At 57.3% G+C, this 17038-nt stretch carries 15 protein-coding genes; 11 read left to right on the top strand and 4 right to left on the bottom strand.

Annotation, left to right across the window (positions count from 1 at the left end; translation table 11 throughout):
• Positions 1-5: 5 nt before the first annotated feature.
• Positions 6-971 carry a thioredoxin fold domain-containing protein gene (locus tag KCX70_RS23195; RefSeq protein WP_212620440.1) on the bottom strand — a complete coding sequence of 322 codons (966 nt, stop codon included), beginning with the start codon at positions 969-971 and terminating at the stop codon, positions 6-8.
• 1 nt (position 972) lies between these two features.
• Positions 973-2058: a conjugal transfer protein TrbA gene (locus tag KCX70_RS23190; RefSeq protein WP_195883134.1), complete on the bottom strand. Its 1086-nt coding sequence runs from the start codon at positions 2056-2058 to the stop codon at positions 973-975.
• Positions 2059-2252: 194 nt separating this feature from the next.
• Between KCX70_RS23190 and KCX70_RS23185 the strand changes: the two genes are divergently transcribed.
• From KCX70_RS23185 to KCX70_RS23135, 11 genes are all read left to right on the top strand, one after another.
• The gene (locus KCX70_RS23185) at positions 2253-4748 is read left to right on the top strand and encodes a type IA DNA topoisomerase (protein WP_212620439.1); all 2496 of its coding nucleotides are present in this window, start codon (positions 2253-2255) and stop codon (positions 4746-4748) included.
• Positions 4745-5128 (top strand): hypothetical protein, encoded by a 384-nt coding sequence (locus KCX70_RS23180; protein ID WP_208218894.1) that lies wholly within the window; start codon positions 4745-4747, stop codon positions 5126-5128. Before KCX70_RS23185 ends, KCX70_RS23180 begins: the two co-directional genes overlap by 4 nt.
• Before the next feature lie 32 nt (positions 5129-5160).
• The gene (locus KCX70_RS23175; protein ID WP_249121758.1) at positions 5161-5487 is read left to right on the top strand and encodes a hypothetical protein; all 327 of its coding nucleotides are present in this window, start codon (positions 5161-5163) and stop codon (positions 5485-5487) included.
• Between the two features lie 1112 nt (positions 5488-6599).
• Positions 6600-12155, top strand: a complete 5556-nt coding sequence (locus tag KCX70_RS23170; RefSeq protein ID WP_212620437.1) for an Eco57I restriction-modification methylase domain-containing protein — start codon at positions 6600-6602, stop codon at positions 12153-12155.
• Positions 12156-12683: 528 nt separating this feature from the next.
• Positions 12684-12932 carry a PapB/FocB family fimbrial expression transcriptional regulator gene (locus tag KCX70_RS23165; protein WP_212620436.1) on the top strand — a complete coding sequence of 83 codons (249 nt, stop codon included), beginning with the start codon at positions 12684-12686 and terminating at the stop codon, positions 12930-12932.
• 76 nt (positions 12933-13008) lie between these two features.
• The gene (locus KCX70_RS23160) at positions 13009-13260 is read left to right on the top strand and encodes a hypothetical protein (RefSeq protein ID WP_212620435.1); all 252 of its coding nucleotides are present in this window, start codon (positions 13009-13011) and stop codon (positions 13258-13260) included.
• Between the two features lie 51 nt (positions 13261-13311).
• Positions 13312-13491 carry a hypothetical protein gene (locus KCX70_RS23155; protein ID WP_212620434.1) on the top strand — a complete coding sequence of 60 codons (180 nt, stop codon included), beginning with the start codon at positions 13312-13314 and terminating at the stop codon, positions 13489-13491.
• Positions 13491-13736, top strand: a complete 246-nt coding sequence (locus KCX70_RS23150) for a hypothetical protein (RefSeq protein WP_212620433.1) — start codon at positions 13491-13493, stop codon at positions 13734-13736. Before KCX70_RS23155 ends, KCX70_RS23150 begins: the two co-directional genes overlap by 1 nt.
• 16 nt (positions 13737-13752) lie before the next feature.
• Positions 13753-13986 (top strand): hypothetical protein, encoded by a 234-nt coding sequence (locus tag KCX70_RS23145; RefSeq protein ID WP_212620432.1) that lies wholly within the window; start codon positions 13753-13755, stop codon positions 13984-13986.
• A gap of 28 nt (positions 13987-14014) precedes the next feature.
• Positions 14015-14431, top strand: a complete 417-nt coding sequence (locus tag KCX70_RS23140; protein WP_212620431.1) for a hypothetical protein — start codon at positions 14015-14017, stop codon at positions 14429-14431.
• Positions 14432-14447: 16 nt separating this feature from the next.
• The gene (locus tag KCX70_RS23135; RefSeq protein WP_212620430.1) at positions 14448-14750 is read left to right on the top strand and encodes a hypothetical protein; all 303 of its coding nucleotides are present in this window, start codon (positions 14448-14450) and stop codon (positions 14748-14750) included.
• Between the two features lie 454 nt (positions 14751-15204).
• On the opposite strand, the gene KCX70_RS23130 is transcribed toward KCX70_RS23135, so the two are convergent.
• Together KCX70_RS23130 and KCX70_RS23125 are read right to left on the bottom strand one after the other, a co-directional pair.
• Positions 15205-15501 carry a hypothetical protein gene (locus KCX70_RS23130; protein WP_212620429.1) on the bottom strand — a complete coding sequence of 99 codons (297 nt, stop codon included), beginning with the start codon at positions 15499-15501 and terminating at the stop codon, positions 15205-15207.
• A gap of 953 nt (positions 15502-16454) precedes the next feature.
• A complete protein-coding gene (locus KCX70_RS23125; RefSeq protein WP_212620428.1) occupies positions 16455-16979 on the bottom strand; it encodes a hypothetical protein in 525 nt (174 codons plus the stop codon).
• Between the last annotated feature and the right edge of the window lie 59 nt (positions 16980-17038).

The following is a 17038-nucleotide window of genomic DNA, read 5'->3' as shown; positions in this document are numbered from 1 at the left end:
AAGGCTCATCGGCTTGCTTTCTGCTCGAGAGCAGCCCATGCCGCGAGGTTCTCCGCATCAGCGCGGCGATTTGTCGGGAACTCCATGCCAGCGGCATTGATGATTGTCGGTGTGCCTGGGAAGTTCATCGCACGGAAGAACTCGTCGTTGGCTGCAATAGCTTCAGAGGAATCAGCGCAGCTCTCTGCACTGGCAGACCCATGATCACCTTGGGCAATTGCCTTCCATGCGGAAGCTCGACCTTGGCCCGCCGGGGTGCAGAAAACAGTATTCAATAGGCTCTGGCTCTGCCGGCCACCAACAACAGAAACCGGGAACACAACGACCTTGTAGTCGCTTGAAAGAGCTTCGAGAACAGGCTCGAGGCGACGGCAATAGGGACACGAAGGATCAGAGAACACATAGAGTGTTCCCTTGGTACCTTCAGAGATAGTGACCGAATACTTGCCAGAGTTGGCTCCGGACTCCAACGCACTTGCTAACGCACCTGGCTCCGGGCGGGGGACAGCATCGCTCAACGCGGACGGGGCAGTAGCGGCAACCTCGCGCGGAACACCCGTGTTCATCTGAACCGCTGGATGCACGACACCATTGCTACCGCCACTGACCAACATTGCCGTGGCAATCGTGTTGAGTGACAGCACAAACATCAACGCCACAATAGGGGCCACGATCCATTTGAGCGCCCCAGTGAGCCAGCTCGCTACTCTGCGACGAAGCATGTACCGGCTCACCAGGTGACGAACTTCCTGCAGCGCGTTATCTGCAAGGTGGGCTCCGGAAAAACTGTCGATGAGCACGCGCTTACCGGTCTCGTGCAGAGTCGCGAAGAGGGACAAGTTGTCATCCCCGACCGAAAGCGTAACCCCTTGATCAAGGCGGATTACCGAGAGTTGACGGGAGCTACCCGTAGCCAGGAACTGGACAAGGAGGGCATGCCCCGAGATGGTTGCCGTATCTTTGATTTTCATGTCACGCCTCGCTATTCGTTGGGGCAATCAGGCCGATTTTGATGAGGTATTTTTCCAGTCCGTCGATCGCGTCATCGACATACGGATCTACCAAGCGATATCCGATGTCGTGGACGAACTCTTCCCACAGCGCCTGAGTGAACACTGCTGACGATTCTTGGAAGGGGCCTTTCCGGCCGGTTGTGTTAAGAGCAAACCAGAGGCCTCGATCCATGCCCTTGAGCCACCTGAAATGGGAAGATGGAACCTTTCCGGTCTCCATGGCCTTCTTGTGCATGGCGTGCAGAAGAGTCCTGGCGTACCGGTGCTTGGTTATCCAAGCTTTGGCGTCCGGTGAGCTGGAATACTTTTTGAAAGCCTTATCTGCGAGCGAAAGGTCTGGGTAGCCCTTCTTCCCTTCAAAGGTTCCTTGGTGGCAGGACCAGTTCAGGTCATCGAGCAGCTCCTGGGCTTTCTTTCGGTCGCGGCCGTTGAAGAAGATGCGTGAGCCAAACACCGCAAAAAGCGCTTTTTCGTGAGGAAGCAGATCGTTCAGAGAGTTGATCGGTTTGCCCAGATCCTGGATGAGCAAGGCACGACACCGATCACGATCCAACCGGCCATTGATCAATACGCCGTGCCGTTCAACCCACTCCTCTGGATTGAGCGAGCTCCGGTGTTCCTCAGGGTCTTCGTTGAGAAGGTCGCCGTAGTAGAGCGTCGGGATTACTGCTGGCGAGTGCTTTGAAACGATCCAAGGGAGGGTATCGACCGTCACTTTCCGGCGGGTCTTGTTCGACGGATGCGATATTGCCGCTCGCACACCCCGGTATGTCAGATAAAGCGGGATCCAAATGAAGAAGTACCCCGCCTGGTTCAGTACGTCGACGAGCTGCAGAAAGGATACCTGGCCAGGATTAGATGCAAGGCCGGCGGCATGGATCCGAATGTCTCGCGCCCAACTAGGAAGGAAATTCCAGTCGAATATCGAAAGCTGAAGCCATGCCCACTTGAGCCCGTTGTAAGCGATGGCTTTGTGTTCCAGATACCAGATCACCACGATCAGCACGACGAGCAGGGCAAGCATGCCGAGGTGAACCAGCCCCATGTCATCTCTACGTCCGTCGCCAGAAGCACTCACGATGAAATCCCCGTTGAAATAGCGTTTTAGCTGCCGTCAGGCGCGTGAAAGTAGGGTGAAATTATTTTGTATGGTATATATCCTACGGAAAACGCGCAAGCGAAGCGCAGGAGAAACCTGCACTTTTGGGGCGCGACGAAACGAGAGTCATAAGAGTGGGGGTGAACGTGGAAGAAGTGGTTCTGTGGATCGCTGAAAAGGACTCGCTGATTTCTGACGCGATCCTGCCGGCGTTGCCGGGGAAAAACGACGAAGAATCGAAAGGGTACGTGCGTCGCGGCAATCATCATTTTGTGGCGCTGAATGGTCATGCCTTGGAGCAGGCTATGCCAGACCACTACCTGCCCGACTCTGTGCCTCGTACCTCGAAAGGAAGCAAGGTGTGGCGCCTTGAAGATCTACCGATCGTTCCAACGAGTTGGCACATGGTCGAAAAGGAGTCGAAACGCGCGCGGCTCCGGAAAGTACAAGAGCTTCTGCGATTGTGTACGGTCGTCCACCACGTTGGCGACCCGGATCCAGAAGGCCAGCTGATCGTGGATGAAGTCCTGGAGCACTTTGGGAACCGCAAACCGGTCAAGCGGGTTCTGATCAACGATTACAACCAGACCAAGGTGAAGCAGGCGCTGGCAAACATCCGAGATAACAACGAAGCAATGTTCCGCGGCTGGTCTTTATGGGCAAAGGCGCGCAGCCGATACGACTGGCTCGTCGGGATCAATGCCACCAGGGCCATGACAGTACGAGGGAAGAGTTTGGGCTACGGTGGGCTGTTGCCGGTGGGGAGCGTACAAACACCTGTCCAGTTCATCATGGTTGAGCATGACCGAAAAATTGAAGGCTTTGTCTCACGGCCCTTCTTCAAACTTGCTGCAAGGATTGAACATCCTGCAGGAACCTTCGTCGCGCGGTGGAAACCGAAGGACGGCCAAGACGGGATGGAAGACGGTAGGCTTGTTGATCCACTGATCGCTGAGAACCTCGTTGTGAAGGTCAAAGGTCAGAGCGGAAGCGTCAGCGATCACCTGGTTGAACCCAAGGAGCAGCCAGCTCCACTTACCATGGGGCTGGATGAGTTGCAGATGGATGCATTCAGCCGCTATGGGTACACCGGTGACCAAACGATGGCCGCCGCACAAAAGCTCTACGAAACCTACAAGGTCGCCACCTACCCGCGATCGGATAACCGCTATCTATCTGAAGCGCAGCACGCGTCAGCACCTGCAGTGATGGATTGCATCTTCAGGCTGCGGCCCGACCTCTGTGACATGCGCGAGCTTCTTGATAGCAGCCGCAAGTCAGCAGCGTTCGATGACAAGAAAATGGTGAACGGGAAGGGCGAGCCAACGCCGCACCACGCCATAGTGCCGACCATCCCAGAGATCGATGTTGATCTATCTGCTTGGAGTCAGGTTGAACGCGACGTTTACGACATGATCGTGCGCTCCTACCTCGCTCAGTTCGCGCCGGACCACGAGTACCTCAGCACGACAATTCAGGTTGATGTAGCCGATGAGACCTTTGCCGCCCAGGGCAGGATTAGCACTGCGGAAGGGTGGAGACTCATCTTAAAGCCAGTCGATAGCGATGAAGATAGCGAGGGCGCCGACACCGAACCTGAAGCTGATCAACAGCTACCTACGGTTGCTATCGGTGATCGAGTTTCGGTTGTCGACTGCATTAAGAGCGCCGCGAAAACAACCCCGCCGGCGCGCTTCGACGAGAAGCTCATCCGGGCAGCGATGAAGAATGTACATAAGTACGTACGTGATTCCGCAATACGCGCACGCTTGAAAGAAGGGGATGGCATCGGCACTACCGCGACTCGCAGCCCTATGATCAAGGAAATGAAGGATCGAGGAGTCATCGTCCCTATTAAACCCGGCTCCTCGAAGCTGATGACTTCAGAACAAACCAGAGCGCTCATTGATGCACTGCCGTCCGATGTCAAAGAGCCGATGCAAGCGGGCGTCTTCAAGCTAAAGCTCGACCAAGTAGCTACCGGTGATCTGCCGTTCGAGCAGTTCATGCAAGAGACGATCACCTACGTCACGGGCATCGTCGCGCTGGCGAATGACGTACAGATGGATCTTGCCAAACCCGCTAGCACAATGGACGCACCGTGCCCGCGTTGCAAAGGTCAGCTTTCAGATGAACGAAAGGCGGTCGTTTGCACAGGCTGTGACTTCAAAATGTGGAAGGAGGTCGCCGGAAGGGCTTTGAGCGCCACGGAGATCAACCTACTGCTCGCTGGCAAAACCACTCGCGAGCTCAGCGGATTCGTCAGTGCGGCAAAACGTAAGTTTTCTGCGAAGCTGCGCCTGGATCTGGAAACTGGAAAAGTGCAGTTCGTTTTCGAGGAAAAGGCTTCGACCGCTCTAATAGACCTGTCTGTCCCGTGCCCGAAATGCAAAGGCCCTTTGCGCGCCATGGGCAACACAGTTGAGTGCGCTGAAAGCTGCGGCTTCAAACTGTGGACGGAAGTTGCCAGCCGGCGCCTCGAGACGGGCGAGCTGAACGATCTCCTGGTGAAGGGGCGCACAGAATTGCTCTCGGGCTTTGTCACGAGCAAAACGCCCAAGAAGAAGTTTTCGGCGAGACTGGTTCTGGATCCACAAACGGGCCGGACTTCATTTGAGTTTGAGGCCCGCAAATGAAGCCTTTGGCTCACCTGGCTATGGTCGCCACGCTGCTGAACGTCGCGGCCTGCTCCGATGGCAATACAACGGAACCCGAGCCATCGGCGACCCGGAGAGAAACCATACAAAGCTTTCATACCACGATATCGAAGGTGCGCAGTGCCTCGAACGAGTGGTACGAGGTGGCCATCGCGGTTGATGGGAGCAATTCGTTCGCCATGCCTGTTTTCTTCATGAGCAAGGGGCAGTTTGTCCAACTTTCAGACGAGGCAGCAGCAAAGCAGATCGACCGGTGGCTAAAGGAGCGCGCTGAGGGTGTAGCCGCTTTCGGCGCATTTGGTCAGCAGTTTGGCGAAGGCAAGCCCTTCGTCGCGATCGACGTGGAGAGGGGAGAGTGATGTTTCCAGAGCTAACAGCGGTACCAGCCTACGTGGCCGACGACAAGAACGGCGGGAGCGTGCCGTTCATCATTTCACTACGGCTGTTCGATCAAGAGGGTAATGCTCGGATCACGCCCGCCGTGGAGAGCTCCATAAACAAAACCGTCGACATCACCGGGCGGGAAGGTATCGCACACGGCGTCATGAGTTCGGCCTCCGACATCGAGAACAAAGCAGAGGCCTACGTGAGGCGGGCAATGACTATTGCCGGGGCCATTGTGCTATTTCGTTGTGATACCCCGGAATTGTGCGAGCAGTTGATGACACACCTGAGTTCGCGTTTCTCGTTGAGTCTCCTGCAGGAGAGCCCAGAATGACAACCGAAGGCTTTTGGCTTTGGGCTCCGTCCCTTCCTGTGGTTGGGATCGCTACAGCGGCTATGAAGTTGTTCCCCTACTAAGTCCGAGGAGACCATAAATGACAGTAACCTGCGATTTGCCGCCGAGCGGTTTTACCCGAACCATAACAGAAGTACATGAGTGGACTAGCGGTGTAGTAACAGCGGCCCGCAAGCACCTCTCTGGGGCTGTCAGTGTTCACCTCTGGGCCTATCGGTATGGGCTAAATCAGACTCTTTCCTGCGATCTCTTTGACAGCTCAGGCGGCGTCTATTGCGTAGGGCTCCACGCTGTTGGCCAGTACGCCCTCACCCCAGCTAATCCTCACGACGCTGAGGCCATGGTTCCTGACCTCGTGGATGCGACACACATTGCGGGCATCATCATTCGAGCCCTCGACGCAGCAGTGTCCGTAGGCCGTTACGTCAATGAAGTAAACGAGGCGGTTTTAGCTCAGCCGCTCGGGCCTGGCCATACAAATGGGCCTATGGCCGTTGCCGGCAAGCAGGCCTGAATGTTCAAGGAAACCAAGCAGACGCCGATCGACAGGTGTTTACTATCCGCCCTTTATGGGCGATTATGCCCATAAAGGGCATCGGTAATCATGACAAAGAACCAATGCAGAGCCGCTCGAGCGTTACTCGAATGGACACAGACAGACCTTGCTGGCCATAGCCTAGTGTCACTGCGGAGTATCAAGGACTTTGAGACAGGTGCAACAGAGCCCCGGCGCAGCACGCTAGAAGGCCTGAAGCGTGCGTTCGCGCAGCAAGGGATACTGTTCCTTGACCAAAGCGGTGTAGACCTCAAACAGGGGGAGCAGACCAAATGAAATGGTATGTGGTGGCCACAGGCATTTTTGCCGCTCTCTTGGCCTGTTTATTCGGTGCCGGCTCCTTGCTCACCGAGGATCCGAGCCGATCCAGTGCATGGGGGCTCATTGCAATATTGAACGCAAGTATGGCGATCGCGATGGCTCACAACGTCCGCAGGGCCAGCAACAACGCCTGAGAAACGAGGACTATAGTCTGCGGATGGCGCTTTTTTGAGTTTGTATTCTGGCCAGAATACGAACCAAAGGAGCGAGAGCGATGGCCCGCCGAAAGCAACCGCCTGAGAACCAGGATCAATTCACGTTCGATTTCACCTTCAATCAAACCATCGAAACCATCGACGCTCTCCAGGCGGAAATGGACAGTGACGATGAAACAGGAGTAGCAAATTATGCTGACCGGCCAACACCAACCACTGGAACTCGCAGCGAAAGTCCTGCAGAAAGAAACACTGCAAGCAGTCCGGAATTCTCCCTCGTTCAACCTGCAGGGGTGGAAGATCCTCGACCGCTGGGCATTCAACAACCCGCAGGAGCTGCGGGCCTTGGAGGATCAGGGCGAAGTGATCCTGCTGGGTCGTCTGTTGGAACAGCAGCAGCTGGAACAACAGGTTTTGAGTCGCTCGCTGGACCAGTTACAGCAGGGCCAGATGGAACACGAGATCCTCGCGCAGAACGAGATCAACACCGAGCTGTAGCTCCATCACGCAATTACCGTATCTCGTCGTCAGACGCGCTTGGTGACGGCGGAGCCAAGGCAAAATTCCGCGACAACATCGCGGCCCTCCAGCTCGTAAAAGAGCTCCGCGAAGCAAACCGGCAAGCGAACCAGGATGAACAGGCGATTCTGGTTCGCTATGTCGGGTGGGGTGGACTTCCCCAAGCATTCGATCACCAGAACACTGACTGGCAGAAAGAATACCTCGCCCTTGCAGATCTCCTCACTGCAGAGGAATACGAGCGAGCGCGCCGATCGACACAGGACGCGCACTACACCTCTGAAATTGTTATCAACGGGATCTACGAAGGTCTGCAGCGCATTGGCTTCGATGGTGGCCGGATCTTTGAGCCAGCTGCAGGCATTGGCAACTTCATAGGTCTGACGCCAAGCGGCCTGCAGGACAAGCTGAAATTCACTGCCGTCGAGCTTGATCCGCTGACCGCCGAAATCGGTAAGCACCTGTATCCCCAAAGCACCTACATCAACAAGGGCCTGCAGGACGTTGTGATACCTGCTGGCCACTTCGACGCGGTGATCGGGAACCCGCCCTTTGGCAGCCAGACACTGTACGACCCCCAGCACCGTGAATTGGGGGGCTTTTCCATTCACAACTACTTCCTGGCCAAGTCGCTCGACAAGCTGCGCGCCGGTGGCGTCATGGCCATGGTTGTGAGCCGCTATTTCCTCGACGCCAACAACACCGCAGCTCGCTCGTATATCGCCGACAGAGCCCACCTGCTGGGAGCCATTCGCCTCCCGAATACGGCGTTCAAGAAGAACGCACTGACCGAGGTGACTACCGACATCGTTTTCTTCAAGAAGGCACAGGCCGGCGAGGAAACGGACAAGAGCTGGGTCAATGTCGGTGAAATACGTGACCGTGAAACTGGGCGCCCGATCACCATCAATCAGTATTTCGTGGAACACCCTGAGCAGATGGCAGGGAAGATGGTGATCGCCCATAACATGCACAGGGAGACTGCTGACCTGGTGCCTGAACCGGGCGTTGACCTGAAGGATGCTATCGCCGCGCGCCTCCAAGTCCTGCCCATGAACGCCTACACCTCGGCACGTGCGCAAATCTCGCACGAGGCTGCGCCAGAAAAAGCCCAGGTAGTGCTGCCGGACACGCTCAAGATTGGCTCTTTCTTCCTGACTCCGAATGGCCGCATCGCGCGGCGCCTGCCTGACGTTCTCGACCAGCACGACTACGTCGAAGTCACACCTAAAAACGAGCGTGCCGGCGAACGCATCAAGGGCATGATCAAGATCAGAGAAGCACTACGAGACTTGATGCTTGCGGAGCAATCCGACACTACAGCCGACTTCGACCTGGCAACTAAACGTCATGGGCTCAACCAGGTGTACGACCTGTTCGTCCGCAAGTTCGGTCATGTGAGCGCCCAGGCCAACCGGCTTGCCATGCACGAGGATCCTGAATACCCGCTGTTACACGCGCTCGAGAGCGACTATGACAAGGGCATCAGTGTAGACACAGCGAAGAAGCACGGTGTGGATCCTCGTCCACCAAGTGCAAAAAAGGCGGCGATCTTCACCAAGCGAGTGATGAGCCCGCGCCGCCAAGTGACCAAGGTCGAAACAGCGAAAGACGCCCTGGTCGTTTCGATGAATGAAACCGGCCGTATCGACCTGGCCCGCATGGTACGCCTCAGCGGTAAGCCAGAAAACGAACTCATCGCCGACCTTAAAGGCCTGATTTACCTCAACCCGGCAAACCAGCGATGGGAAACCGCTGACCAGTACCTGACAGGCAACGTCAAGGACAAGCTCCGCAACGCAGCCGCTGCTGCCGCCGAGAATCCTCAGTACAGCGAAAACCTTGAGGCGCTACGCGCTGTTCAACCGGCTGACATTGAGCCTGTAGACATCTCTGTGCAGCTTGGCTCCACGTGGGTTCCAGACCGAGACGTAGAGGAGTTTGTTCGTCACCTCCTCGGGCGGGTTTCTTGCCGCGTTACCTATCAGGCCTCGCTTGGCAAGTATCTGGCCAAAATCGGCCAGGCCGACAGGACAACTGGCTGCGTGACCTGGGGTACCGAGCGTTATCCTGCGCATCAACTGATCGAAGCGATCCTTCTTGGACACGCCATTCAAGTTCGCGACGAAGTGGGCAAGGACGAGCGTGGCAACAAGATCTATCGGATCAACGAAGTCCAGACCGCTGCCGCAAACCAGAAAGCGGATGAAATCCGCCAAGCCTTTCTGGATTGGGTATGGGAGGACAAGGAGCGCCGCGAGCGACTGGCGAGGATCTACAACGATCGCTTCAATACGAACGTCGCTGCACGCTATGACGGTTCGCATCTGCAGCTTCCCGGCGCATCGCTGGACATCACCCTGCGCCCTCACCAGAAGGATGCCATTTGGCGAGGCATCCAGGACGGAACCGCACTCTTCGACCACGTCGTCGGCGCCGGCAAGACCCTAGTCGCTGTCGGTACCGTGATGGAAAGCAAACGCATGGGCTTGATGAACAAGCCGATGGTGGTCGTGCCGAACCATTTGTTGCTGCAGTGGAAGGACGCGTTCTACTCGCTCTACCCGAACGCCAACATCCTGGTGGCCGAAAAAGCTGACTTCAAGAAGGAAAACCGCGAGAAGCTGTTTGCCCGAATCGCCACAGGCGATTGGGACGCGGTGATCGTGGCGCACAGTTCATTCAAGAAGATCGGCATGCCCGAGGAGACCCTCCATGACATTCTGTCGGAGCAGATCAACGACCTATCCGATGCAGTGCGGCAGCTCAAGGCAGAGAACGGTGACCGCATCACCATCAAGGAGATGGAGAAAGCCCGAGAGCGAATGAAGGAACGTCTCGAGCGCAAAGCGGATACCGGCTCGAAAGATCAGGCTGTCAGCTTTGCTGACCTTGGGGTCGATGCACTCGTCGTCGACGAAGCGCACGAATTCAAAAACCTCTATATCACCACCTCGCTGAGCCGCGTATCTGGCCTTGGCAACCTGGCAGGATCGGAGAAGGCGTTTGACCTGTTCGTGAAGTGTCGGTACCTGCAGCAGCGCCACGAAGGGCGAGGAGTATTTTTTGCCACCGGCACGCCGATCAGCAACACCATCGCAGAGCTCTACACAATGCAGCGCTATATGCAGTACGACGAGCTCAAGGCCCGTGGCATCGTGCACTTCGACGCCTGGGCGAGCACATTTGGACAGGTTGTGTCCGGGTGGGAGCTTGATGCGACTGGAGTGAATTACAAGCTCAATAGCCGCTTCGCGAAGTTCCAGAACGTCCCTGAGCTGATCACCCAATACCGGACCTTTGCTGACGTTATTACGAAGGCAGACCTTGATCGCCAGGCCGAAGAGCGGGGTACCAGGTTCCCGGTACCGAAGGTCAAAGGAGGACGGCCTCAGAACATTGTCGTCGACCGATCGAGCGATCAGGCCCATTTCATGGGCGTTCAGTCAGTTCAAACCGATGATGCCGGGCAGCCGATATATCGTGCCGATGGGAGCCAGGTTAAAGAGTGGAACCGTGGCTCGATCATCCATCGGATGGAAAACCTGCCGAAAGATCCACGCATCGACAACCCGCTTAAAATCACCAACGAGGCTCGCAAAGCAGGCCTCGATTTCAGACTGATCAATCCCGCGGCACCCGACCATCCGGATTCGAAAATCAACGTCGCGATCGACAATATTCACCGGATCTGGTCGAGCTGGGACGAGCGCAAAGGCACGCAACTGGTCTTCTGCGACCTCTCAACGCCCAAGCTCAAGAAAGCGGCCGGGCCTGCACCTGCAAATGACGATGATGAGGTAGATGACGATCTGCCCGCAGTGTCCATGGACGAGCTCCTCGCCGGTAGCTCGCAATTCAGCGTCTACGACGACATCAAGGCGAAGCTTCTGGCGCGAGGGATACCCGCGCACCAGGTGAGGTTCATCCATGAAGCCAGCAGCGATCTGCAAAAGTCGAAACTGTTCGACGAGATGAACAGGGGCGAGGTGCGCATACTGCTCGGCTCTACCGCCAAGATGGGAGCAGGTACCAACGTACAGCGCAGGCTGGTTGCTGAGCACCATCTGGACGCACCGTGGCGACCGAGCGACCTGGAGCAACGCGAGGGAAGGATCATCCGCCAGGGCAACTTCTTCTACGAAGAAGATCCTGAAGGCTTCGAGGTGGAGATCCTGCGCTACGCCACGAAACAGACATACGACAGCCGTATGTGGCAGACGATTGAATACAAGGCTGCCGGCATCGAACAATTCCGAAAAGGGGACACGCTACAGCGTGTCATCGAGGACGTGGCGAGTGAAGCGGCCAACGCCGCCGAAATGAAAGCGGCCGCGACGGGGAACCCGCTCATCTTCCTGCAGGTGAAGTTAAGTGCCGACCTGAAAAAGCTGGAAGCGGTCTACTCCAACTTCAAACGCAATCTGCATGGTCTTGAAAGCCGCATCGACTGGCTGGCCGGCGCGGACATAAGAGCTGAACGGACGATCAGCCGTTGCAATGCCGAAATCGCTATTCGTGACGCGAACACCCGTGATGAGTTCGCTTTCGAGGCAAATGGCAAGGTCTACGGCGAGAAGGACCGCGAGCAGGCCTTGGCACAAATCATGTACAGCATGAAAAAGGCGATCGAGAGCAAGGCACAGACACTGACAGACGCTGCGGCTGAAATTCCTGTTGGCAAGTACCGAGGCTTCGAGATCGAGGTTTATGCCCGCCGGGAGACACTACAGTTCTGCCTGGCTGGGCATGACAGCTACGAACCAGATAACCTGCGCTATTCCGCCGACGACAAGTTCAGTCTCGCGGGCTTCACCAGCCGTCTCGACAACTTCCTGGCCAAATTCGAGACGTGGCGTAGCGATGCTGCTGAAACTCGCGACAGAGAGAAAGCTGAATATCAGCGAGCGCTGCTGGAAAAGGACAAGCCGTTTCCCCAGCAGGCCAAGCTCGAGGACTTGAGGCAGGACGTCCGCGACGTGATGACAGAGCTGAAGCTGATGCAGGCTGATGATAACCATGTGTCGACCTGGACACCTCGATCGCAACGTGAGGATCAAGCACCGCAACAAGAGAGGATGAGATTGCGGATGTGACCCGTGGATACGGGCCGGCACGCCGGCCCTTTTCCTAGGCCGCAAGCGGCCTATCCCATCCCCCCGCCCTTCCTAAGGAAGGGAGCGAGTCGGCCTCTGTCCCCAACGGCCCAGGGGGAAAAGCAAACCCCCTGAACCGCTGGCGGAGCCTTACTTCTCAAGCTCCTGGTGCAAGGGCGCGCTTCGCTTCTGTCCTCACCCGTTCGGTGCTCTCCAGCACGCTGGTTCCGCTCCGCATGCGGCTTCCGGGCAGACCCTTGACCAACAAACCAAGCCAACCGCCGACGTACAACGTCGCCGATATACGCACCCACCAACTCCAGCACCTGGTCGACCTCGATCGCGCCAAGGATCCAGCACCGCACCCGAGGAAAGGCCTGCAGCAGCTCCACCGCTGCGCCGGCCTGGCCGGCAGCGCCGCCGGCGAACAGCCTCGAGCGCGACCACCGCTCCACATGAGCAGCCGCTGGATAGTGCGCCATTGTCCATAGTAAACTATGGAGGCACGTACCTTTTCGGAGCTGACTGATGAAGGTTGATGGATCTGTTTTAATCGCCGGGAACGTTGAGCCTGAACACTTCGAACTTCTGCTCAGCGATACCAAGACAAGCGGCGAGAAGGTGATTGCTGCGTTGCGTGACCACCTCGTTAACGGGATGTCTGCCAAGGAAGCTACCTACAAACACGGGGTGACACCGAGCCAGTTCTACAACCGACTTAACGGTATCCAGCAGAAGCATGCGTTCATCTGTTCGGTGCTGAAATTCTATACATAAGCATGGATTCTTCTTGTATATTCCACGGTTTACTATAGAATATCCCTTGTTGAAGTAGATCTCTGAGGGAAGGGAAATGGCAGCAGGTCAATTGCTTGGGAAGGGGTTTCAGGTGCTGAGCATCCAGGGTGGGTGTTCTATCGAGGTCCTGTATTGGCTGGCACCTAACGCGGTGTGTTTCACGACTTGGGAGCGCCCCTTTGATTCGGTCAACTTCGATAAGGCAGGCCAGGCTTGGAGCGTCTCCGAAGGCCTTCCTGCAGAAGCCGTGTATATCGGTTCTTATCCAAAGCCGAAGGCTGTCAGCAACGCGCTCGTTGAAGCCTAACAACCGCTGCCCGGTGCGCCGGGCGGGCCACCGAATCAGGAGCCAATGAACATGTCCAGTTACTCCCAGTGGGAAGAGGCGGTGACTCAGCGCGTTGCAGAAATGGCGCAGATCGCATACTCCGATGCCGCCGGCATCGTTGAGGGCCAACCATTTGCGCTACAGCAGGCCTGGGGTCTAGCCCTAGACGCTAGTCAGACTGCGGCCAAACTACTGGCAGAGGGGGTGTAATGCCGACTATTCAGCAGCTTGACGACACCAGCTACGCCGTCGAGAACAGGGGCACGCGCATGGTTCTGGTGCAGACTAAGAAAGGCTGGCGGGTGAAAACCCGCAACGCTGCAACCCGTGTTTGGGGCCTCGGCGGCGAGAGTTGGAAGGACTTCGACAGCTTGGCCGATGTGGAAGCCAAATACAAAAGTTGGAAGGGGATTGCTGCGTTGGTAGAAACCCCGGGTGCTGCTAGAGCACATTGAGTAAGGAAACTGCCCAATGAACAAGCGAAACATCACCCAGGCCTGCGCTGCGCTGCTGCTGATGGTTCTCCTGGCCTTTGCCATCTACGACGCTCGCCAGGAAGCAGCGGAAGCCGCTGCCCTAGATCGTGCTTGCGCCGCCGAGCGCTATGGCCCACCGCCGGGCCAGGAACCGCCACCGCGCCGGCTCCTGGCCTGCATCGGCTGGAGCGATCCGGCCAAGCCTGACATTCATACGCCGCAAGGCTAGAGCACCCACTAGACGAAGGAACGAGAAGATGGCCAGCGATTCCCCATTTCTGAAATACCGCGACATTCTGGTTCACCAGTCATACAGCGCTGCCGGCGCCCTGCAGGACTTCGCCTTGAGCTGCTACAACGGCTCTCTGGGTCAGTTCCGAGGCGATTCTATCGGCAACTTTGACACTGAGCACTTCCAGATTTTCCTAGAGCTGGTGAACTACTACCGTCTTCATGGCGAAAACGATCAGCATCTGCTGGACGTCGGCGCAGCCATTTGGAAAAGCCGCAGAGAGCGAGGAAGCAAACTCCTCGCCGAGCTTGCAGAGCATCGTGCAATCAAACCCGCGGAGTACGCAGAAGGCTCGGAGGGCGAGTATTGGCAGCAGATGGAATGGCTGGAGCGTCAGGCTGAGCTGATGAAAGACAAGGGCTGGATCGATGCCACTAATTGATCAAGGACAACAACCGATGGACCGCAAACCAGTCTTTGATCGAGTCGAGCACCAGATTGCCTGTATAGGCGGTTGGCTGGTCTTTGGCATCGGCTGCGCATATCCGTTGTTTGCTGTCCTCTGGGCGGCAATCGGCATGGCTGCCCTCAAAGTAGCCCTCAATACAATGGCGTCCGAGCGCGGTCGTTACGGCTTCCTGATCTGGATAGGATTTTGGTCTGCCTGGCCGTATGTTTTGTATGCGAGGGCGGCTTGGCGGAGGCTTGCACTGGACGAAATTGAGCGGGTTGTTCAGACCACGACCTTTGATAGGCAATAATACCTATTCCTTGTCTTAGGCAGTTTTGCCTATTCAGCGTGTGAGGCGCCTATGGATAACCGTCAGCAATACCTTCACCTATTGAAAACATATGGGATCACTCAGGCGAAAAGTGCAGAGCTGATAGCTGCCGTGACTCAGCGGCCTTGTTCCGCCCGCACTGTCCGATCTTGGGTGAATGACCAGGACAAGCCAAGCTCTAGTCCATGCCCTGATTGGGCGGTAGCAGCGCTCGAAAGGGCGATCGAATACATGCTTAGGGCCTTAGAGCGGCGTAACCAACAATCAGCTCTCCACGAATAACCTTCCTAGCTCCATCCCCCCGCCCTTCCTGAGGAAGGGAGCGAGTCGGCCTCTGTCCCCAACGGCCCAGGGGGAAAAGCAAACCCCCTGAACCGCTGGCGGAGCCTTACTTCCCAAACACCTGGTGCAAGGGCGCGCTTCGCTTCTGTCCTCACCCGTTCGGTGCTCTCCAGCACGCTGGATCCGCTCCGCTGCGGCTTCCGGGCAGACCCTTGACCAACAATCCCTCACAGCCGCCGGCGCCGATCGCCAGCAACACCACCTGGTCGACCTTGATCGCGCCCAGGATCCAGCATCGCACCCAGGCGAAGGCCTGCAGCAGCTTCAACACCGCGCCGGCCTGGCCGGCAGCGCCTCCGGCGAACAGCCTCCAGCACCTGGTGATGGCCACCGCGCCCCGCGGGAGCTCCACGAGCAGATCCGTGCCGCCGGCGCCGATCAACCGCACCTGGTCGGCCTCGATCGCGCCCAGGATCCAGCACCGCGCCCGGGGAGTGGGCGGGCCTGCAGCAGCTCCACCGCCGCGCCGGCCTGGCCGGTACCGCCGCCGGCGGACCGCCTCGAGCACGCGCGCAGTGTCAGCACCTGGTGATGGCCACCGCGCCCTGCAGCAGCTCCACCGCCACGCCGGCCTGGCCAATACCGCCGCCGGCGAACAGCCTCGAGCACGCGCGCACCACCAGCACCTGGTGATGGCCACCATGCCCTGCAGCAGCTCCTTAACCAGATCCGCGCCGCCGGCGCCGATCGACAACACTTGGTGCACCTGGCCGACCTCGAGCAGATCGAGGATCCAGCTCCGCGCCCGGGAAAGGCCTGCAGCAGCTCCACTACCGCCCCGGCCTGGCCGGTACCGCCGCCAGCGGACAGCCTCGAGCTCGCGCGCAGCGTCAGCACCTGGCGGTGGCCACCTCGCCCTGCAGGAGCGCCTCGAGCAGATCCGCGCCGCCGGCGCCGATCGGCAGCCCCACTTAGACAGGGCCGGGATCAGCACCGAACTACGGAAGTTGAATAGGGACGGACAGCGAAAAACTGGGGAAACGGACCAGCCAGAATAGGCTTACCGCGAAATGAAAAGGTCGGTTTGTGTGTTCGACGGATCTGCTTTGGGAGTATTCAGTGGGTGTCCCAGCTGCCGGCGAACTTCAGCGCGCCAGGCCTTATATGGAGTGCGCTCGCGTGCCCCCCACGGGTAAGCATCCCTCAGTGCTTTTCGCAAAGCTTTAAGGTCACTCCGGCCAACGCTTCGAATCACTTCCGCGACAAGTGGCGCTGCTGCATCCGCCCATGACATAGACACGATCCTCTGAGCACAATATCTGGTGTTCCCCACCAGCTGATCGAACACCAGATATTGTGTCGCAAGCAAACAGAGCAGTCCGGTTTCCCGGGCTAAACCAATCAGTTGGGGGCTGCAGCGCTCAGAACCAGCTTATGCGTGCAGTCAGTTGGATTGCCCTCGACGAGAGTGCAATCACCGAAGCCAAACTCCAACGGCTCGTGCTTATTGACTGCAAAAGAGTTGCTGAAGACATGCGAGGTAATCTTGGGCAGGTCGATTGCCAGCTCTGTGCCTGCGACCGGTGCTTTATCGAATCCGTGAAGCTTGGCCAGCTCACCACTAACAGCAACAAGCACGTTGTCTTCTGAAACAGCCGTCGGCGTGATGGTCAAGGACAAACCGGTAGCCAGCTTGCCTGGAACCAAGTCCGTTCTCTTACCGTCAGTGACCGCCTTTTCGATGTAACTATGCAGCACCTGGTTTTTGACCGGGAGCGCTGCGCCGAGGATCGTTGGCGCAGCGAAAGTTGCAACAACCTCCTCGCCTTTGAAGACCTTCCCGCTTAGAAAGATATTGTGAGGAGTTTCAGCGTGCGCCGTGACCGCAAAAAAAGTTACGAATGCCGCAATCAATATATTCTTCATCGTTTACTACCTGTTTCTGACGTTGTTAATCATGGCCTTGCAGTAACTTCGCACCGCAT

The organism is Stutzerimonas stutzeri, from assembly GCF_018138085.1.
GTDB lineage: Bacteria > Pseudomonadota > Gammaproteobacteria > Pseudomonadales > Pseudomonadaceae > Stutzerimonas > Stutzerimonas stutzeri_AI.
Note: the sequence above shows the minus strand (reverse complement) of the source record. Positions and strands in the feature narration are given on the sequence as shown.